General features: G+C 62.8%; 21 protein-coding genes. 15 read left to right on the top strand and 6 right to left on the bottom strand.

Going from position 1 to position 19,857, the window contains the following annotated elements:
• Positions 1-49: 49 nt before the first annotated feature.
• From AC1D0I_RS09610 to AC1D0I_RS09585, 6 genes are read left to right on the top strand one after another with little or no spacing between them, the layout of a single operon-like run.
• Positions 50-331 (top strand): acyl carrier protein, encoded by a 282-nt coding sequence (locus AC1D0I_RS09610; RefSeq protein ID WP_010909964.1) that lies wholly within the window; start codon positions 50-52, stop codon positions 329-331.
• A gap of 56 nt (positions 332-387) precedes the next feature.
• The gene (locus AC1D0I_RS09605) at positions 388-1,578 is read left to right on the top strand and encodes a beta-ketoacyl-ACP synthase (RefSeq protein ID WP_477394668.1); all 1,191 of its coding nucleotides are present in this window, start codon (positions 388-390) and stop codon (positions 1,576-1,578) included.
• A 54-nt stretch (positions 1,579-1,632) separates the two neighbouring features.
• Positions 1,633-2,904 (top strand): beta-ketoacyl-ACP synthase, encoded by a 1,272-nt coding sequence (locus tag AC1D0I_RS09600; protein ID WP_477394666.1) that lies wholly within the window; start codon positions 1,633-1,635, stop codon positions 2,902-2,904.
• Positions 2,905-2,940: 36 nt separating this feature from the next.
• Entirely contained in the window at positions 2,941-3,969 is a 1,029-nt protein-coding gene (locus AC1D0I_RS09595) for a zinc-binding dehydrogenase (RefSeq protein ID WP_457154322.1), read from the top strand.
• A gap of 12 nt (positions 3,970-3,981) precedes the next feature.
• Positions 3,982-4,968: a lipid A biosynthesis lauroyl acyltransferase gene (locus AC1D0I_RS09590; protein ID WP_457154324.1), complete on the top strand. Its 987-nt coding sequence runs from the start codon at positions 3,982-3,984 to the stop codon at positions 4,966-4,968.
• A gap of 9 nt (positions 4,969-4,977) precedes the next feature.
• Positions 4,978-5,910, top strand: a complete 933-nt coding sequence (locus AC1D0I_RS09585) for a class I SAM-dependent methyltransferase (RefSeq protein WP_477394664.1) — start codon at positions 4,978-4,980, stop codon at positions 5,908-5,910.
• Here the strand turns inward: AC1D0I_RS09585 and AC1D0I_RS09580 are convergent.
• The 4 genes from AC1D0I_RS09580 to AC1D0I_RS09565 form a co-directional block, all read right to left on the bottom strand.
• On the bottom strand, positions 5,889-7,097 hold the full coding sequence (locus AC1D0I_RS09580; RefSeq protein WP_477394662.1) for an NAD(P)-binding domain-containing protein: 1,209 nt from the start codon (positions 7,095-7,097) through the stop codon (positions 5,889-5,891). The two genes, AC1D0I_RS09585 and AC1D0I_RS09580, sit on opposite strands and share 22 nt — an antisense overlap.
• Positions 7,098-7,265: 168 nt before the next feature.
• Entirely contained in the window at positions 7,266-8,474 is a 1,209-nt protein-coding gene (locus AC1D0I_RS09575) for a carboxylate--amine ligase (protein WP_477394660.1), read from the bottom strand.
• 359 nt (positions 8,475-8,833) lie between these two features.
• Entirely contained in the window at positions 8,834-9,262 is a 429-nt protein-coding gene (locus tag AC1D0I_RS09570) for a L,D-transpeptidase (RefSeq protein ID WP_095087450.1), read from the bottom strand.
• A gap of 25 nt (positions 9,263-9,287) precedes the next feature.
• Positions 9,288-9,485 (bottom strand): hypothetical protein, encoded by a 198-nt coding sequence (locus AC1D0I_RS09565; protein ID WP_143748794.1) that lies wholly within the window; start codon positions 9,483-9,485, stop codon positions 9,288-9,290.
• On the opposite strand from AC1D0I_RS09565, the gene AC1D0I_RS09560 reads away from it, so the two are divergent.
• The 5 genes from AC1D0I_RS09560 to AC1D0I_RS09540 all read left to right on the top strand — a co-directional run bounded on the left by AC1D0I_RS09560 (position 9,484) and on the right by AC1D0I_RS09540 (position 16,103).
• Positions 9,484-10,764: an acetylornithine deacetylase/succinyl-diaminopimelate desuccinylase family protein gene (locus tag AC1D0I_RS09560; RefSeq protein ID WP_477394658.1), complete on the top strand. Its 1,281-nt coding sequence runs from the start codon at positions 9,484-9,486 to the stop codon at positions 10,762-10,764. The genes AC1D0I_RS09565 and AC1D0I_RS09560 overlap by 2 nt on opposite strands.
• A gap of 162 nt (positions 10,765-10,926) precedes the next feature.
• Positions 10,927-12,405: an ABC transporter substrate-binding protein gene (locus AC1D0I_RS09555; protein ID WP_477394656.1), complete on the top strand. Its 1,479-nt coding sequence runs from the start codon at positions 10,927-10,929 to the stop codon at positions 12,403-12,405.
• A gap of 265 nt (positions 12,406-12,670) precedes the next feature.
• A complete protein-coding gene (locus tag AC1D0I_RS09550) occupies positions 12,671-13,618 on the top strand; it encodes an ABC transporter permease (protein ID WP_477394654.1) in 948 nt (315 codons plus the stop codon).
• Positions 13,615-14,484, top strand: a complete 870-nt coding sequence (locus tag AC1D0I_RS09545) for an ABC transporter permease (RefSeq protein WP_457153535.1) — start codon at positions 13,615-13,617, stop codon at positions 14,482-14,484. The genes AC1D0I_RS09550 and AC1D0I_RS09545 overlap by 4 nt, the downstream gene beginning before the upstream one ends.
• Positions 14,481-16,103 carry an ABC transporter ATP-binding protein gene (locus tag AC1D0I_RS09540; RefSeq protein WP_477394651.1) on the top strand — a complete coding sequence of 541 codons (1,623 nt, stop codon included), beginning with the start codon at positions 14,481-14,483 and terminating at the stop codon, positions 16,101-16,103. Before AC1D0I_RS09545 ends, AC1D0I_RS09540 begins: the two co-directional genes overlap by 4 nt.
• A gap of 152 nt (positions 16,104-16,255) precedes the next feature.
• On the opposite strand, the gene AC1D0I_RS09535 is transcribed toward AC1D0I_RS09540, so the two are convergent.
• Positions 16,256-16,741, bottom strand: coding sequence for an NUDIX domain-containing protein (locus tag AC1D0I_RS09535; protein WP_477394649.1), 486 nt, complete (start codon positions 16,739-16,741; stop codon positions 16,256-16,258).
• Positions 16,742-16,786: 45 nt separating this feature from the next.
• Complete coding sequence (locus AC1D0I_RS09530) at positions 16,787-17,218, bottom strand: TerB family tellurite resistance protein (protein WP_095087434.1); 432 nt, start codon at positions 17,216-17,218, stop codon at positions 16,787-16,789.
• A 151-nt stretch (positions 17,219-17,369) separates the two neighbouring features.
• On the opposite strand from AC1D0I_RS09530, the gene AC1D0I_RS09525 reads away from it, so the two are divergent.
• From AC1D0I_RS09525 to AC1D0I_RS09510, 4 genes are all read left to right on the top strand, one after another.
• Complete coding sequence (locus AC1D0I_RS09525) at positions 17,370-18,155, top strand: TSUP family transporter (RefSeq protein WP_477394648.1); 786 nt, start codon at positions 17,370-17,372, stop codon at positions 18,153-18,155.
• A 53-nt stretch (positions 18,156-18,208) separates the two neighbouring features.
• Positions 18,209-18,379, top strand: coding sequence for a hypothetical protein (locus AC1D0I_RS09520; RefSeq protein ID WP_095088023.1), 171 nt, complete (start codon positions 18,209-18,211; stop codon positions 18,377-18,379).
• Positions 18,380-18,482: 103 nt separating this feature from the next.
• Positions 18,483-19,310 (top strand): helix-turn-helix domain-containing protein, encoded by an 828-nt coding sequence (locus tag AC1D0I_RS09515; RefSeq protein ID WP_477394645.1) that lies wholly within the window; start codon positions 18,483-18,485, stop codon positions 19,308-19,310.
• A 120-nt stretch (positions 19,311-19,430) separates the two neighbouring features.
• On the top strand, positions 19,431-19,850 hold the full coding sequence (locus tag AC1D0I_RS09510; protein ID WP_477394643.1) for a VOC family protein: 420 nt from the start codon (positions 19,431-19,433) through the stop codon (positions 19,848-19,850).
• Positions 19,851-19,857: the final 7 nt, after the last annotated feature.

Genomic DNA, 19,857 nt, shown 5'->3' with positions numbered 1-19,857 from the left:
GCCCAAACACATGCGGACAGATTCCGCCCGCAACCGAAGGAAAAGCCTCTTGTCCACCACGTTCGACAAAGTCGCCAAGATCATTGCCGACACCAGCGAGATCGATATCGACACCATCACGCCCGAGAGCCACACGATCGACGATCTCGGCATCGACAGCCTCGATTTCCTCGACATCGTCTTCGCCATCGACAAGGAATTCGGCATCAAGGTGCCGCTGGAAAAGTGGACCCAGGAGGTCAATGACGGCAAGGCTTCGACCGACGATTACTTCGTTATGAAGAACCTGTGCGCCAAGATCGACGCGCTGGTCGCCGCCAAGACTGCTTGACGTCAGTTGAGCGCGCGATCTTGACGCGCTCTGCCGCCTGACCCACAAAGCCGCCCATGAGCAGCCCCCGCGACGTCGTCATCACTGGTATCGGCCTTGTCTCCTCGCTGGGAGAGGGTCCGGACGCCCACTGGCAGAAGCTCGCCCAGCCCGGCCTGCAGCCGGTGCTCGAGGCCGCGCGTTTCGCGCCCTACACCGTCCATCCGCTGCCGGAGATCGACTGGAACCTGCAGATCGCCAAGCGCGGCGACCAGCGTCAGATGGAAACCTGGCAGAGGCTCGGCACCTATGCCGCCGGCCTGGCGTTGGACGACGCCGGTATCAAGGGCAATGACGAACTCTGCACGACCATGGACATGGTTGTGGCCGCCGGTGGCGGCGAACGTGACGAGGCGGTCGATGCCGCCATTCTCGCCGCTTCCGAAAGCCGCAACGACCGCGACGTGCTGCTCAACGAGAAGCTGACGACAGAACTGCGGCCGACCCTGTTCCTGGCCCAGCTTTCCAATCTGCTCGCCGGCAACATCTCGATCGTCCATAAGGTAACCGGCTCGTCCAGAACCTTCATGGGTGAGGAAGGTGCGGGCGTCGCCGCCGTCGAGACGGCTGCCGCGCGCATCCGCTCCGGCCAGTCGACGCACATCCTGGTCGGCGGCGCCTTCCAGACCGAACATTCCGATATGCTGCTCGGCTACGAGCTTGCCGGCTACCTGCATCGCGGGCCGTGGAAGCCGGTCTGGCAAAGACAGGGCGCTGAAGGTGGCGGCGTGGTGTCGGGCTCCGGTGGCGCCTTCCTGGTGCTGGAGCAGCGCGAACACGCGACAAGCCGTGGGCGCAAGATCTATGCCGAACTCGGGCCGGTCGTCTCCGGCCGCGCCAGGCGGCGGCGCGGAGAACTCGACGCCGAGATCGCGGCGCTGCTCAGCCAGGCCGCGCTGCCGAACGGCAAGCTGCTTGCCCTGTCGGGCGCGTCGGGCGCTCATGCGGCAACCAGCGCCGAGAAAGCGGCGCTCGATGCCAATCCGGCGATCGCTTCTCGCGGCTTCTCGACGTTGACCGGACATATGAAGGAAGCGCAGTTTCCGTTCGCCGTGGCGCTGGCCGCACTCGCCGTCGACCGCAAGGCCGCCTACCCTGTTTTTGATGCCGCTGCCGAGACGCCATTCGAAGGCGTTCCCGCAAGTGTCCTTGCAACGGCGATCGGCTATCACCAATTCGAGGGCATGGCGCTGGTCAACGCCGCCTGAGGCGGTGCCCTGCGATCCATGCTGCAACGATACTAAAAGGTCGAGGGCTACCGGATGGCCAATCTGAACGATCACATGGGCAGGCCGATCGTCGCCGTCACCGGCATCGGCGTGGTGACCTCGCTTGGCGTCGGCAAGGCCGACAATTGGGCGGCGCTGACCTCGGGCAAGTCGGGCATCCACCCGATCACCCGCTTTCCGGTCGACCATCTCAACACCCGCATCTCCGGCACTGTCGACTTCCTGGCGTCGAGTTCGAAGGGCGCCAGTCCCCTCACCTACGAACTGGCCGAAACCGCCGCGCACGAGGCCGTGGCCGAAGCCGGTCTCAATTCCAGTGATTTCGGCGGTCCGCTTTTCCTGGCTTCGCCACCGGTAGAACTCGACTGGCGCGAACGCTTCTCGCTCTACAATTCCGACAAACAGGATGCCGGCGCCGAAAGGCTGCTGCGGGTCGCGCGCGGGCTGAAGGAAACAGACATTTTCGAGACCACACAGTTCGGCTCGATCGCCGACCGTCTCGCCGACCGTTTCGGCACCCGCGGCCTGCCGATCACGCTCTCGACCGCTTGTGCCTCCGGCGCCACCGCCATCCAGCTCGGTGTCGAGGCGATCCGCCGCGGCGAATGCGACCGGGCGCTGTCGATCGGCGCCGATGGTTCGGCGACCGCCGAGGCACTGATCCGCTTCTCGCTGCTGTCGGCGCTTTCGACCCACAACGACATCCCGGAAAAAGCCTCAAAACCCTTCTCCAAGGACCGCGACGGCTTCGTGCTGGCCGAGGGTTCCGGCGCGCTCGTGCTGGAATCGTTGGAGGCCGCCCTCGCGCGCGGCGCCACCGTTCTCGGCATCCTGCGCGGCTGCGGCGAGAAAGCCGATGATTTCCATCGCACCCGCTCGAAGCCCGACGGTTCGCCGGCAATCGCGGCGGTTCGTGCCGCCCTCGCCGATGCCGGCCTGAGCGAAGACGAGATCGACTACGTCAACGCCCACGGCACCTCGACGCCGGAAAACGACAAGATGGAGCACCTGTCGCTGTCGACGGTGTTCGGCGAGCGGATCGGTTCGATGCCGATCTCTTCGAACAAGTCGATGATTGGCCATACGCTGTCAGCGGCTGGCGCGGTCGAGGCGGCGTTCTCGCTGATGACGATGCGCGAAAGCGTCATTCCGCCGACCATCAACTACGACAATCCCGACCCCGCGATCGTGCTCGACGTGGTGCCGAACAAGAAGCGCAATGCCGAGGTTCGCACCGTTCTGTCGAACTCCTTCGGCTTCGGCGGCCAGAACACTTGCCTTGTCATGGCGCGGGAACCGGTCTAAGCGACCTTTTTCCGCCAAACAGAACCGACAGGCTCCATGCGCGCACTGCAACTTATCGAGGACCGCCGTCTTGAAACGGTGGACCTGCCGCCTCCCCCGCCGCCGGCACTCGGTGAAGTCACGCTGCGTATCAAGGCGGTGGCGCTGAACCACATCGACGTCTGGGGCTGGCGCGGCATGGCCTTCGCCAAGCGCAAGCTGCCGTTGGTCGTCGGCGCGGAAGCCTCCGGCGAGGTCGAGGCGGTCGGTCCCGGTGTTTCCAGTCTCTTGCCCGGACAGTTGGTTTCGATCTACGGCGCGCGCACCTGCGGCCTTTGCCGTGCCTGCCGCGAAGGCCGCGACAATCTCTGCGAGCATGTTTCGGGGGTTCACGGCTTCCATCTCGACGGCTTCGCGCAGGAAAAGATCAACCTGCCGGCGCGCCTTCTGGTCCCCGCCCCGCCCGGCGTGACAGATATCGGTGCCGCAGTGGCGCCCGTCACTTTCGGCACCGTCGAGCACATGCTGTTCGACAATGCCCGGCTGCAACCAGGCGAGACCATCCTGGTCCATGCCGGTGGCTCCGGCATCGGCTCGGCGGCCATCCAGCTGGCGAAGCGGATGGGCTGCACGATCATCACCACGGTCGGCTCGAACGACAAGATCGACAAGGCCAGGGCGCTCGGCGCCGATCATGTCATTAACTATCGCGACGACCGTTTCGAAGGCGTCGTGCGCAAGCTGACCAGGAAGAAGGGCGTCGACGTCGTTTTCGAACATGTCGGCGCCGACACTTTTGCCGCCTCGATGCTGTGCCTGAAGCGCGGCGGTCGCCTGGTGACCTGCGGCTCGACCTCGGGCGTGTCGACGCAGATCAACCTGATGCAGCTGTTCCAGCAGCAGTTGAAACTGCTCGGCTCCTTCGGCTGCCGCATGGAGAACATGGCCAACGCCATGCAGAAAATGGCGGCGGGACAGGTCGCACCGGTCATCGACACCGAAGTCGGCTTCGACGATATCGATGCCGCGCTGAAGCGCATGGAAGGCCGCGACGTGTTCGGCAAGATCATCCTGCGCGTCGACTAGAGCTTGACCTCAGTGCTCAAGAAGTTTCGCCGGGATCTCAAATTTCGCTATGGCAGGCAGTTGCGCCAGTTGAACTACTGGCTGGTGGCGCGTGCGGCGATGATGATCATCTCGGCGCTGCGCCTGCTGCCGGCCGACAGCGCGCTGAATTTCGCCGACCGCGTCGCACGCCGTGTCGGCCCTCGGGTCGGGCGCCATCAGGTCGCCGTCGACAATCTGCGCAGGGCCTATCCGGAAAAGAGCGAAGCCGAGATCCAGGCCATCGCCTCCGACATGTGGGGCAACATGGCCCGCCTGGCCGCCGAATACATCTTTCTCGACGCCCTGTTCGACTACGATCCCGCTGCCACCAGTCCGGGACGCGTCGAGGTCAAGGGGATAGAACACTTCATCGAGATCGCCGCCGAAAAGCAGCCGCACATCGTCTTCACCGGCCATCTCGGCAATTTCGAATTGCTGCCGGTGGCCGCCGCAACCTTCGGCATGAACATCACGGCGCTGTTTCGCCCTCCCAACAATCCCTATCTCGCCGACTACATCCTCTCGACGCGCCGCTCGACCATGGGATCACTGCTGCCATCGATGGCCGGCGCCTCGTTTGCGTTGGCCGGGGTCTTGGAGAAAGGCGGCAACATCGGTGTCTTGGTCGACCAGAAATTCACCAACGGCCTCGAGACGACGTTCTTCGGCCGCCCCTGCCAGAGCAATCGCGTCCTGGGAACCCTTGCCCGTCACTACGACTGCGACGTCTATCCGGCGCGCTGCGTCAGGCTTCCGGGCAACCGCTTCCGGCTCGAGATCGAGGACAAGCTGACCTTGCCGCGGACCGCTGACGGCATCGTCGACGTCCGTGCCACCACCCAGCTTCTCAACGACGTGGTCGAGCGCTGGGTGCGCGAAGACCCTGGTCAGTGGATGTGGTTCCACAAAAGGTGGGAGATCGGCGGCCGGCGCAGAAAGCGGCCCCCGCAGGCGGGAGCGCCAGTCGCTGGCGCCTAAGCCCGTTGATTGGCCACCGGTCCTGACATTCGTAGCGTTGTTGGTCAGGGAATCTTAAACGGCCGGGGCGCAGATATCCCAGGGATGTTCATCGGCTGGGACCGTTGCATGGTTAGTCTCGAAACGCGTCGCGCCGACCGGGATAGGCTCGAAGACCGCTCGTTTGGCCGTTTTGGCAGGGCCTGGTCCTTTATCCGCCAGCGAGGCTTGCTGGAGCCGATCAGGCTCGTTCGTCAGCATGGGATCGGCGAGAGCGTTGGATTTGTCCTGCGGAACGTCCGCTATATCGTCGCCGACCGCCTCGCGCGAAAATGGGATCGCCGGCACGATGTCGATACGGCCGGTTCGATCCAGCTCGCTGCGCTCGATGTCGTCGGCCCGCATCGCAGCAAGGGCAACGAAGCGGTATGCACCTCGCCGAAGACCTTTGATTTCATCATGAAGTCGCTGCCCCAGGACCTCCAGGGCCGCACATTCATCGACATCGGCTCTGGAAAATCGCGGACGCTGTTGCTGGCGTCGCGCTATCCGTTTGCAGAGATCATCGGGGTGGAGTTCGCTCGCGAGCTGGTCGAAATCGCCAGGAGCAACATAAGGCGCTTCAGGAATCCGTCGCAGAAATGCCGCGCGCTCAGTGTCGTCGAGGCGGACGCGGCGACCTACGAATTTCCCGACGCGCCCCTGGTGGTCTATTTCTACAATCCTTTTTCCAAAGACGTTTTCGACATCGTGCTGAAAAATCTCGTGTCGTCGCTCGAACGGCACCCGAGAAACTGTTTCATCGTCTACGGAAGCTCAAGCCACCGCGCCATCGATTGGGCAAGGCCGGCAATCCGGGCGGCCGGCATTTTCATGGAAATTCCCGTGCCGCCGATGCCCGGCTTCCTCGATGCGATCCGAACCATCGACTACGCGGTCTTTCAGTTTCGCGCCGGAGCGTAGCTCTTGCTTCTGGCCTTGACGAAACGCGTGACGTTGCGCGCGGCGTATGGCGTGCCGGCAGTGAAACGCATCAGCGGGCCAAAACTGCCGACGGCGCTCGCACCGACGAAATGCAGGCCTGGAATGCTCGACTCGAACCCCGCGGAGAGCACCGGAGCCCCTTCCCGGCGCGCGATGGCGGCAAGCACATCTGGCGCGAACAGCCCGAGCCTGGCGATATCGATCCGGTAGCCAGTTCCCAGCAGCACGTGATCGAAGGTGGCGACATCCTTCTCGAACCGCAGTTCGATGGCGTGGTCCTTGGCGGCAGCACCGACAATCCTGCTGCCAGCATTGACCGTTATTCCATCGAAGTCCGGCTTCAGCCAGCCCGACGCGCCGGCCCCAAGACTGCGGATGTTGAGCCCGTCTCTGGCCGCCTCCGGAAACCGGTGCACGAAGCCTGGAACTTCGACCAGCCAGGACAGTGGGAAGGGGCCGACCCTGGAGGGAGACGCAAGATGCTCCGAAGCGAAGTCGCGCAAACTCCAGCTTTTGTTTCCCGACAGCGTTCGATACCCGAGCCAATGGATGTCGCCACGGCAGACAAGTTCGACATCCGCCCCGCTACGCTTGAGCAGCACCGCGGATTCGCAGGCGCTCTGCCCGCGCCCGATGACGGCAACCCGTTTGCCGCGAAAGGCCTCGTAGCCGGCATGTTCGCTGGCATGGCTGACCAGTTCGGCGGGCATTCCATTGAAGACGGCGGGGATCATCTGCTGGTTCATCAGCCCGGTGGCAACGACGACACGCCGCGCTTGGACGGCATCACCATCAGCAAGGGCGAGGCGAAACCCTCCCCTCGCCGTCTCGACACGGACAACCATGCGCGTATCCAGATCGGGAACCGTCTGGGCCTGTATCCACAGTCCATAGTCGACGAAGTTTTCAAGCAGCAGCGGTTCGCGCGGCGAGATTCCAAGGACCGCTGCGTAGGAATCAAGCGAGAGCGGACCTTTGGTGTGGCCGATATAGGTCGCATGCCAGGGCGAGCGCAGCCGCATGCCTCTTGGCATGTGGTCGCGCCAGAAAGACATGGCGCCACCGAAGGCGATCGTTTCAATGCCCGCCGCCTTAAGGGCGGAAGCAACGGCCAGCCCAAACGGTCCGGCACCGATCACAGCCATCTCGCAATCGGTCCTGGGCATGGGAGCGATCATGTCACTGGTCTCGTGGTTCCGTTTTCTCGACGCCTGATCCCGACTGAAACCCGGTCGGACACCCGTCGTCCTAAACATTCCCAGGTTAAGAATGCGGAAATGAACCGCATCCTACCGCCTGTCCGACAGATGACCTGGCGTTGTCGGTTAATGGTTTCACCGCCTGCGAAGTATTCGCCTCGTCAACACTCTCCACATGGTCAAGGGTATGTCGATCAGGCCTGGCATCGGGTCGCTTGCCGTGAATGTCGCCCATGCCCGCACCGAACCGAACGAGCGCAAATAGGCCCGCCTTGTCAGCCGGCCACTTGAAATCAACTTGCTGACGGCCACTATATCCCGAACCAGGTACATCCAGGATGTATTCGGCCGCGCCGAGACCGCCCCGACCTCGCGGCCCGATCTGATCGCCCAAAGCATGGCGCCGAGATCGACGCCCGCGGCAGCGGCAAGCCCAAACCATGTCCAGGGTCGCGGATTGACATCGAGTATCTTCAACGAGCCATCGCGGGGGTCGCGCTTGAATTCGACCTCCACCAGTCCGTGGTGACCGATCGATCCCAGAAGCCGGCGCGCGGCGTCGATCAGTTGCGGCTCGTCGACGACCTCCACGAAGGTGCTGGTATAGCCGAAATCGACCGGATATTGCCGGCTGCGGCAGGCAGTGAACTCGGCCACCGGCGCGCCCCGGTTCCACAGCGCCGCGTAGGAAAACTGGTTTTCACCTCCTCCCGGTATCATTTCCTGGACGACGACATTCTCGAAACCGATCTCTTCGGCGGCCCATTTGTAGGCGGTCAGAAACGACGCCTGGTCGTTGGCGAGAATGGCCTTTGCACGGGCGAAACGGCTGCGCCCGCCCATGTTCGGCTTCAGGATGACGGGGAAGCGAAGCTCGGCCGCCCCTGCCTGCTCGACCGAAGTAAACTCGTAGGTCAGCGGAATGGCGAGCGCCAGTTCACGGGCACGGCGATACAGGAGCGGCTTCTCACAAACCCATTTCAGCTGCTGCCATGGTGGCAGCACCACGTCGAATATATCGGACAGTTGCTCGATGGCTCGCGACACCAGGCGAACTTCAGGGTCGCCGCCGGGAACCAGAAGAAAGCCGCCCAATCCCTGGGTCGCAGCCAGGTCGAGCAGGAAGGCAACGGCGCCTTCATCCTCGGGGCCGGGCCACGTCATCTGCCGATGAGCGTAACGTGAAAAGCGGGGCAAAGGCGTGTCGGCGCTTATCAGCCAGACCGGCACTTTCTGCGCGCCAAGGCTCCTGGCCAGCGCCAGCGTCCCGTGCGCCCCACCAAGAATAACCACCCCGGCGGGCCGACTGGAAAGACGATCGTCCATTTCTGGCTGGGAGAGCATCCGTCAAATCCGACAATCGGTGCGCAGTGGCGAGACTTCTGGTTACCGATTGACCGGCCTGCAAAAAGTAAGAGACATCTAATATAGAAACTGGTCGCCCAGGTGCTGCCACCGCCGGCGGAACGTCTCATACCAATGCTTTCCACATGGTAATGAAAATTGGCGCCACTTTAGAAAGAGGCCCCGGCAGTCGGCAGTGACCATGCCAGGATTGTTATGCGTTCCGACTTGCCACTGGCGTCGACAGCCAAAGCAATTCACAAGAAAGTGCCAACAAACAGTTGGACCGGTTCAGCAATCCACCGACGTTGAACCGGCTAAGACAAGACTGCGCCGTGGACGATGCCCGACTGACGGCCCTAGTTCGTCACGACGATCCGCGTGTTGCCGAAACCCACTTCCCGCACCATCGAATAGAAGGTCGCGGCGTTGGCGGTGTGCAGCCGCACGCAGCCATGCGATGCCGGCCTGCCGAGTTGCCTGACGGCGCCGGTTCCATGAATGGCATAGCCGCCATGGAAGAACACGGAATAAGGCATTGGCGACATATGGTATTTGCGCGAATACCACATCCGGGCCGTGCGTTGCGGCCGATAGGTGCCGCGCGGCGTGAAATAGCCGGATCGCGCGGTGGACACGCTCCACCGGTAAACCGAAAAGCCGTATCTGACCGTCATCGTCTGCGACGACACGTCTATGTTTGCAACGAGGCTGGCCGCCCAGCCTTGCCCCGCGGCACCGAACAGCATCGCGACAAACACGGCTGCCATGAGAACAGTCTTTTTCATGCGATCAAACCCCTTTGATTGCCCCTTACTTGCCTGCCATCACGTTGTTTTTCATCTTTTTAATGGCGAGTGATGCGATAGCACACACTCCTTGACCAATTCGCCAATCCAAAGCAGCGAATTTGAACGATTTCGCGCGATAGTTGCCGCAACGACACGCCGCACCGGTCTGTTCACCGTCGGGCTTGCAAAACCGCTGATATCGCTGCTCAACTCGTCGCATGAACGAGCGACTCCTCAAGGCGATCGATGACCGGCGCGACGATGTCGTCGCGCTAACCGCCGACCTGATCCGATTTCCGACCATCAACCCACCCGGCGAGGCCTATCGGCCATGCGCCGAATATCTCGGTGCGCGACTGAAGAAGAGTGGTTTCGAGACCCAATTCATCCGTGCCGAGGGCACACCCGGCGATACCGATCGCTACCCGCGTGTCAATGTCGTTGCACGGTTCGACGGACGGTCGCCGGGCGCCTGCGTCCACTTCAACTCGCATATCGACGTTGTCGAAGCCGGCGACGGATGGAGCGTCGATCCCTTTGCCGGCGTGGTCCGCGACGGCAAGGTCTACGGCCGTGGTGCCTGCGACATGAAGGGTGGCCTTGCCGCCTCGGTCATTGCAGCGGAAGCCTTCATGGAGGTGTTTCCCGACTTTCCAGGCGCCATCGAAATATCGGGCACTGTCGACGAGGAATCCGGCGGCTTCGGCGGCGTCGCCCATCTGGCCAGGCTCGGCTATTTCTCGAAACCCAGGGTCGACCACGTCATCATCCCCGAACCACTGAACAAGGACCGCATCTGCCTTGGTCATCGCGGCGTCTGGTGGGCGGAGATCGAGACCAAGGGCGAGATCGCGCACGGCTCGATGCCGTTTCTCGGCGACAATGCGGTGCGCCATATGGGCGCCGTCCTGCAGGCCTTCGAGGATGAACTATTCCCCGCGCTCGATCGCAAGACGACGCGCATGCCGGTGGTGCCCGAAGGCGCCAAGCGCTCGACCATGAACATCAACTCCATCCACGGTGGCCAGACCGAGGATTTCCGGCCCGGCCTGCCTTCGCCCAACGTGCCCGATTCCTGCCGGCTGACCATCGACCGCCGCTTCCTGCTCGAGGAGGACCTCGACACGGTCAAAGGTGAAGTGACCGGCATTCTCGACCGGCTGAAGCGCGAGCGGAAAAAATTCGACTATGAGATCCGCGACTTGATGGAAGTGCTGCCGCTGATGACGGAGCGCGACGCGCCAGTGGTCAAGGCGGTGGCGCAAGGCATCATGGCGATCTTCGACCGCGAACCGGACTATGTCATCTCGCCCGGCACCTACGACCAGAAGCACATTGCCCGCATCGGCCATATCTATGATTGCATCGCCTACGGTCCGGGCATTCTCGACCTCGCCCACCGGCCGGACGAATGGGTCGGGATATCGGACATGGTGGAAGCGGCCAAGGTGATGGCGATCGGGCTCAACGTGCTGCTGCGCGGCACAGCCACGGGATAGTCGCATCGCAAACAAGCTTCGACCAGCCGACAGGGCTGTCACGGCAAAAACATTCCCAGCCATCCTGCCGGGCAGAACGAAACGCAATTTACTCCGTGGCCAAATCACGCTTCTATCGCCCGGGTTTGAGCACGTGTCTGAAAACGCATGGGGAGTTGCACGATGAGATTGTGGAAAACCATCCTGGCCGCAGCGGTGCTGTCGCTGGCCACTGGCACGTCGGCATTCGCCGCGCGAACCGATCTCGTCATCGGCATCCCGCTCGAACCGCCGCACCTCGATCCGACCGCCGGTGCTGCCGCGGCCATCGACGAGGTTCTCTACGCCAATGTGTTCGAGGGCCTGACCCGTATCGGGCCGAATGGCGAGGTGCTGCCGGACCTGGCCGAAAGCTGGACCATTTCCGATGACGGCAAGGTCTACACCTTCAAGCTGCACACCGGCGTCAAATTCCACGACGGCACCGATTTCGACGCCAGTGACGTTAAGTTCTCGCTCGACCGCGCCCGCGCCGACAATTCGGTCAATGCGCAGAAGGGTCTGTTCGCAGCGATCGACAAGGTCGATGTCGTCGACCCGGCAACGGTCAAGGTGACATTGAAGAACCCGCAAGGGTCCTTCCTCTACAATATGGGCTGGGGCGACGCGGTGATCGTGGCGCCTGAATCGGCCGACACCAACAAGGAGAAGCCGATCGGCACCGGCCCGTTCAAATTCCAGAGCTGGGCCAAGGGGTCGTCGATCACGCTGGTCAAGTCGGACAATTACTGGGGCACGCCTGTGTCCCTCGACAAGGCCGAGTTCCGTATCGTACCGGATGCGGCGGCCTACGTACCGGCGCTGCTGTCTGGCGACATCCAGGCTTTCCCGTTCTTCGATGCCGACAGCGTCGCCCAGGTCAAGGACGACCCGCGCTTCAAAGTGGTGATCGGCGCGACCGAAGGCGAAACCCTCCTGTCGATCAACAACAAGAAGCCGCCTTTCGACAAGTTGCAGGTGAGACAAGCGATCTCCTATGCGCTCGATCGCAAGGCGATCATCGACGGCGCCTCGGCCGGCCTCGGCCAGCCGATCGGATCGCACATGTCGCCGGCCAACAAGGACTATGTCGACCTCACCGGCCGTTATCCGCATGATGTCGCCAAGGCCAAGGAACTGCTGAAGGAAGCGGGACTGGAGAACGGCTTCAAGGCGACGCTGAAATTGCCGCCGCCCTCCTACGCGCGGCTCGGCGGCGAGATCATCGCCTCGGAACTTCGCGACGTCGGTATCGATCTTGAGATCATCCCGGTGGAATGGGCGCAATGGCTGGATCAGGTGTTCACCAAGAAGGATTACGACCTGACCATCGTCTCGCACACCGAGCCCAACGACATCGATATCTATTCGCGCAAGGACTATTACTTCAACTACGACAACCCCGCCTTCGACAAGGTGATTGCCGACCTCAACCTCACCTCCGACGAGGCCAAGCGCAAGGAACTGCTCGGACAGGCGCAGAAGATCCTGGCCGATGATGCCGTGGTCGGCTTCCTGTTCGAACTGCCCAAGGTCGGCGTCTGGGATGCCAAGCTGCAAGGACTGTGGGAAAACGCGCCGATCCAGGCCAATGACCTGACCAAGGTGAAGTGGTCGGATTGAAGACTCATTCTTTCCTGCGGAACTTGCGTTCCGTCCCACCCCCCTCTGCCCTGCCGGGCATCTCCCCCGCAAGGGGGGAGATCGGCAGTTCGGCCGATGGCCCCCGTTTTGCGATCTTATTGATTTGCACGACATCGGTGGTTGGCGAAAGCCGCGGTGAGAGCGCAATCTCCCCCCTTGCGAGGGAGATGCCCGGCAGGGCTGAGTGGGGTGGGACGGAGCGACACCATTCCCAGCTCTTTGCCATCGGCAACGCAGCGGCCTCATGACCGTCTATCTCCTCAAGCGCCTCACCATCGCCATTGCCACGCTGGTGCTGGCCTCCATCGTGGTGTTCGCCGTGTTGGAAATCCTGCCCGGCGACCCGGCGCGGCTGATGCTGGGCATGAACGCTAGCGCCGACCAGGTCGAGCTGTTGCGCAATCAGATGGGGCTCAACGCGCCGCTGCCTTGGCGCTACCTGCATTGGGCCGGCGGCCTGCTCAGTCTCGATTTCGGTCGTTCGTACACCTATTCGGTGCCGGTCATCGATCTCGTGTGCGAGCGGCTGGCTGTCTCCCTGCCGCTGGCGCTGATTGCGCTGGCGCTCTCCACCATCATCGCAATTCCGGTCGGCTTGTTTTCCGCCAGCCGGCGCGGACGGGCCGGCGATACGGTGGCGATGGGCGCCGCTCAGCTTGGCGTCGCTGTCCCCAATTTCTGGTTCGCGCTGATGCTGATCTATGTCTTCGCCGTCTGGCTGCGGCTGGTTCCGGCCGGCGGCTTTCCCGGCTGGAGCGCAGGCCTCTGGCCGGCGCTGAAATCGCTGCTGCTGCCGGCAGTGGCGCTTGCCTTGCCGCAGGCCGCCATCCTGGCACGCGTCACCCGCTCGGCGCTGATCGAGGTGCTGAACGAGGACTATATCCGCACCGCCCGCGCCAAGGGCCTGCCTTACCGCGCGGTGTTATGGCGGCACGCGCTGCGCAACGCAATGATCCCGGTGCTGACCATTCTTGGCCTGCAGTTCGCTTTCCTGCTTGCCGGCACCATCATCATCGAGAATGTCTTTTATCTGCCCGGCCTCGGCCGGCTGGTGTTCCAGGCGATCACCCAGCGCGACCTGATCGTCGTCGAAAGCGTCGTCATGCTGCTGGTCGCCGCCGTCATTGCCGTCAACCTCCTCGTCGACCTTTCCTATGCAGTCGTCGATCCGCGCCTGAGGAGCCGGCAATGACGCTGCACATCGAAATTCCCGAGGAGACGTTCGGCAGCATCCTGGTCAAGGCTTTCAGGAACACCGCGTTCGTTGCCGGTTTCGTCATCACCTTGCTGATCCTGGCGATGGCGATCATCTCCTACGTCTGGACACCCTACGACGTCACGAAACTGGTGATATCAGACAAGACGCAGGCCCCCTCGCTGGCGCACTGGTTCGGCACCGATCATTTCGGCCGCGACATCCTGTCGATGGTCATGGTCGGCGCCCGCAATTCGATTGCCGTGGCGTTGGTCGCGGTCGGCATCGGCATGGGTGTCGGCGTGCCGCTCGGCGCCTTTGCCGCGGCGCGCAGCGGCCTCGTCGACGAGGCGCTGATGCGGCTGAACGATCTCGTCTTCGCCTTCCCCGCTTTGCTGTCGGCCATCATGATCACCGCCATCTTCGGACCGGGCGCCGTCAACGCCATCATCGCCATCGGCATCTTCAACATTCCGGTGTTTGCCCGTGTCGCCAGGGCCGGCGCGCTGGCGATCTGGCCGCGCGAGTTCATCCTTGCCGCGCGCGCCGCCGGCAAGAGCAGCACGCAGATCAGCATCGAACATGTGCTGCCCAACATTGCCACGCTGCTTCTGGTGCAAGGCACCATCCAGTTCGCGCTGGGCATCCTGGCCGAAGCTGGGCTTTCCTATCTGGGCCTGGGCGCCCAACCGCCAATGCCGAGCTGGGGCCGCATGCTGTTCGACGCGCAGACCCGCATGGTGGTGGCGCCGTGGATGGCAATCTTTCCCGGCATGGCGATCGTCGTCACCGTGCTTGGGCTCAACCTTCTGGGCGATGGCATCGCCGACATCCTCGACCCGAAATCGCGGCGGCAGCGATGAGCCTGCTCGAGGTCGAGAACCTGTCGCTGACCATAGGCGACACGCCGATCCTCAGAGGCATGGAGCTGTCCGTTGTGCCTGGCGAGGTCATGGGACTGGTCGGTGAATCCGGTTCGGGCAAGTCGATGACGGCGCTCACGGTGATGCAGCTTCTGCCTCATGCCGCGCGCGCCACCGGGCGCGTCTCGTTCGACGGCATCGACATCCTCGCGGCAACCGAGGACCAGATGTGCGCGCTGCGCGGTGACGACATCGGCATGGTGTTCCAGGAGCCGATGACGGCGCTCAATCCGGTCAAGACGATCGGCGAACAGGTCGCCGAGGGCATACGCTGGCACACCAGGGCAAGCCGCGCCGAGGCCGAGGAGCGTGCGCGAAAAATGCTCGACCGCGTCGGCTTGCCCTCGGCAAAATTCCCGCTCTCGCGCTATCCACACGAACTGTCCGGCGGCCAGCGCCAGCGCGTCGTCATCGCCATCGCCTGTGCGCTGAAACCGAAGCTGCTGATTGCCGATGAGCCGACGACAGCGCTCGACGTGGTGCTGCAGGCCCAGATCCTCGACCTCCTGCGCGACCTCGTCGCGGAGAGCCGCATGGGCCTGCTGTTGATCTCGCACGATCTTGCGGTGGTGACCGAGATGGCCGACCGCATCACCATCCTGCGCCACGGCGAGGTGATGGAGGCCGGCGACACGGCGCGCACGCTGTCCGAACAGCTCCACCCCTACACGCGCCAACTGGCGCAGGCCTCGATGCATGTGCCGGCGCGGGCGAGGCCGCATGGCGTCGGATCGAGCCAACTCTTGCTTCAGGTCGAGGGCGTGACGCGCGACTATCCCGGCCGGCGCACCTCGCTGTTCAGGCGTGCGCCTGATATCCGTGCCGTGGACGATGTATCCCTGTCGATGGCGCCAGGCCAATCGGTGGCGCTGGTTGGTCGCTCCGGCTGCGGCAAGTCAACGCTCGCCCGCATGATCCTGGCGCTCGACCGACCAAGCTCGGGCACGATCCGGTTTCGCGGCGAGTCCATCACCGGCAAGAGCGAAGCGGAACTGAAGCCGGCCCGGCGTGACATGCAGGTTGTCTTCCAGGATCCTTACGGCTCCTTCGACCCGCGCCAGAAGGTTGAAAAACTGGTCGCCGAAACCCTGTATGTTCTGGACAAGAAGCCGACGCGCGCCGAGCGCCACGAAATGGTGGCGCATGCGCTGCATGAAGTCGGCCTCGACCAGCGCGACATGGACAAATATCCGCATGAGTTTTCCGGCGGCCAGCGCCAGCGCCTTTCGATCGCCCGCGCCATCATCACCCGCCCCAAGCTGGTCGTCGCCGACGAGCCGGTCTCGGCGCTCGATGTCTCGATCCGCGCCCAGATCCTCGATTTGTTCGCCGAGCTCAACCAAAAACTCGGCATCGCCTATCTCTTCATCACACACGACCTGTCCGTCGCCCGTGCCATCACGGACGAGGTGCTGGTCATGCATGACGGCAAGATCGTCGAGCGCGGCAAGACGAACGAGGTGCTGGATCACCCGCAATCCGAGGCGGCCAAGGCGCTGGTCACTGCTGCCCCGAACCTGCAGCGGGCAATCGCTCGGCGGATGCAGGAGCAAGGTTAGAAATTCTCAGAGGCTGTTTCGAAATCGCTCTGGTGAGCCATATGGTGCCGGGTTTCGAGAACCGGAGCGCAGCGGACATTTGGGTCCGTGACCACCGGAAGCGCAGAAAACGCCGCTAGATGGCCGCCAGAGTAGAATTTCCAAATAGCCTCTCAGATCATCTGGAATCTTCCAGTGGTCTTGAACCGGAGATAGGCCTCGATGCTGCGCGCCATATTGGGCAGCATTTCCGGCAAGTCGTCGGGCGCGAACCAGCCGACGGCACTGCTCTCGTCATCGGTGACGGCCGGCTCGCCTTCAAAGGAGCGCGTGTAGAACATCAGCGCGAAAAACTGGGCGCGATCGCCATTCGGAAACTGGAAGGTTTCATAGTGCGGGTCACAGCCGAACCCGAACGGCTCGACATCGCTGACGATCAACCCGGTTTCCTCGAGCACCTCCCGGATAACCACGGTCTCTAGGCCCTCGCCTTCCTCGGCATTGCCGCCAGGCAGGCCCCACAAGCCAAAATCTGTTCGTTTCTGCAACAGGATGCTGCCGTCGGCGCGTTCGATGAYGATGCGAGCGCCCGGCATCAGCACCAGACGATCCCCGATCAGCGCCCGCAATTGTCCCAGATAGCTGTCGGCAAAGGCCATTCCAACGCTCCCCGCAGCTAGCAAAACCGTTGTGCGAGCAATACCTCAGCCTTCCGGCTTGACCACGTCGACCGGACTGATGTCGAGCAGGTCGAGCGTGCGGCGGAGCAGCCGCACCTCGCTCTCGGCCAGCTGCGAATCCGCCTTGGCGATCTCGGCCATATGGCGGGCCAGTTGCTTGCGCCGCTCGAGGTCTAGATCGCGGAACAGCGCGATGGCCTGCGAGCCGTTGGTCTCGTAGCCGAACTCGTTGAGATATTCGATGACGCTGTCGATGCTGGTTTCGGCAATGCCGAAGGCATCCTTGCAGATGCGTCGGAAGGCAACCATCTCGCTCTCGCTGACCGACCCGTCGGCCAGGATCATGCGGAACAGCATCAAGAGTTCCGCCGACAGGACCGGATCGTCCGCCACCTTGCGCACGCCCGGGTCGCCGTCGAAGATCGAGCGTATCTGGTCCAGCAATGCGAATGCCATCAGGAGCCCCTTTCCGATTCAGATGCGTCGCATGATTTCACCCAAGCGCGACGCGCTTGAATAGAGGTAGCGCGGAATCGGCCTTGCGCAAACAGGGCCGTCGTGGTCGAACGCCCGATATCTCAGCCGACCGGACATTTCCATACAACAAATGATCGACCTCACCACCCAGACCGTCGCCATGCTGGCGTTCGCCGGCTTTGCCGCGGGCTTTGTCGACTCGATCGCCGGCGGCGGCGGATTGATCACCATTCCCGCACTGCTTCTCGCCGGTTTCTCACCGATCGAAACGCTTGGAACCAACAAACTGCAAGGCATGTTCGGCTCTGGCTCGGCCACAATGCATTATGCCGCGAATGGCCATGTCGACCTGCGACGACAGCTGCCGTCAGCCTTGCTGGCGGTTGCCGGCGGCACTGCCGGTGCCTTGCTAGCAACGATTGTGCCGGGCGATGTTCTACGCGCCTCGCTGCCACTTCTGCTGATCGCCATCGCATTTTATTTCGCCATAAAACCCAACATGGGTGATGTCGACCGTGCCGAGCGGCTGTCACCGTTCCTGTTCGGGTTGACTGTCGCGCCCGCGATCGGCTTCTACGACGGCCTGTTTGGACCCGGCGCCGGCTCCTTCTACATGCTGGCCTTCGTCGCACTCGCCGGTTACGGCGTGCTCAAGGCGACCGCGCATACCAAGCTGCTCAATTTCGCCTCCAACATCGGCGGCTTCATCGTCTTCGCCGCGGTCGGCGTCGTCTACTGGAAGATCGGTTTGATGATGGGCGTTGCCCAATTCCTCGGCGCTCGCGTCGGCGCCAGCCTGGCCATGCGCATCGGTGCAAGACTGATCAAGCCGCTGCTGGTGGTCGTCTGCCTTGCGCTGGCCGTGAAGCTCTTGGCCGACCCGGCGAACCCGCTGCGTGTCATGATTGGTGTGTGAACACCCGCCCTGATAGAATGCCGCTGTTCGAATCATGTTGCGAGGAGCCAGACATGAATCTTAGCGCACCGACCCAAATTGTTTTCATCATTGCAGTTGTTATCGCCATCATCGGTGTTCTTGCCGCGCTTGGCGTTCTTGCGTTCATTCCACTCGCATCGGTGTGGATTGTTCTTATTGCCTTCATCGTGCTTGCCGGCGGCTGCTTGATGCGCGGCGCCTGACCAGTTTCCCTTCAAGTGGGGACCTGGAGCGCCCGGCCAAAAGCCGGGCGCTTTTGATTCTGGCCAATGGTCTGCTAGATTTGCCTCGGCGGAAGGATGGCCGATGCCAGTCGAGATGCAGCACCGGAAGGAACAGGACCGCTCCATTGCCGGGCGGTTCGAGATGCGCCGGCGCCTGCCCAGTCCTGCACTTGAAGGCATCGTCACCGACATCTGCGGCTATCGCGAAACGGCGCCAGGCCATTTCCACAATGTCGAATATGCATCGCTGACCGTGCCGCTGGTGATCAGCTTTGCCGAGCCCTTCGCCATCGGCCTCGGCAAGACGCCGGGCGACAATGACCGCTTCGCCAGTTTCGCCGCCGGCCTTTTTGCCGGACCGGTGGTGATCGAATCCTTCGGCGGCGCCTGCTGCGTCCAGGTCAACTTCACGCCGCTCGGCGCACGCCGGTTTTTCAAGCAGCCGATGAGCGAACTGACCGACAGCATGGTCGTGCTCGACGACGTGCTTGGCGCCGAAGGCATGGCGCTGCGCGAGCGGCTTGGCAACGCGCCGGACTGGGCGGCGCGTTTCGACATCGCCGAAGCCTTCGTCGCGGCCCGTCTCAAGAATGCCGCCGAAACCCCGCTCGAAATCGCCTGGGCCTATGACCGCATCATCACCTCTGGCGGCCGGACCCGCATTTCGGTGCTTGCCGAAAAGCTGGGCCGGAGCCGCAAGCATCTCGCCAGCGGCTTTTCCGATGCGATCGGTATCGGCCCCGAGACGCTGTCGCGCATCGTGCGCTTCAACCGGGCGCTCGGCCTGTCAAGGCAGCAGACCGTCGACTGGGCGGATATCGCCGCCGATTGCGGCTATGCCGACCAGGCGCATCTGGTACGCGAATTCCGCGACCTTGCCGGCGAGACGCCGACCGCACTTGCCAGGTAACATTTCTTCAAGACGCTGGAACGGCCTTCGACCAGAGTGATGCATGTCGCCCAAAAGTGCGCAGCGGTTTTGGGCATGCACAATCAAGGTTCATCGACCAACCCAAGTGAAGGAGTTCCCATGCCCACCACCACGGAAGCGCCGCGTCTCTACCCCGCCCTGCGCTACAAGAACTCGGCAAAAATGATCGACTGGCTGTGCGAAGCCTTCGGCTTCAGCGTCCGTGCCCGCTATGGCGAAGGCGATGTCGTGCACCATGCCGAACTGGTTTTCGGCTCGTCGATGATCATGCTGGGCACGGTGCGCGACGACGACTACGGCAAGATGGTCGGCGAGCCCGGCTTAGGCGGCGGCAAGTCGATCTACATTGCGGTCGACGATGCCGATGCCGCCTATGCCAAAGCCAGGAAGGCCGGTGCCACGATCATCCAGGAATTGACCAACCGCGACTATGGCAGCCGCGAGTTCATCTGCCGCGATCCCGAAGGCAGTGTCTGGTCGTTCGGCACCTACTGGCCGAAGGCTGGCGACAAGGCATAGGCAAGGT

Source organism: Mesorhizobium sp. P2_D1 (assembly GCF_056404455.1).
Note: the sequence above shows the minus strand (reverse complement) of the source record. Positions and strands in the feature narration are given on the sequence as shown.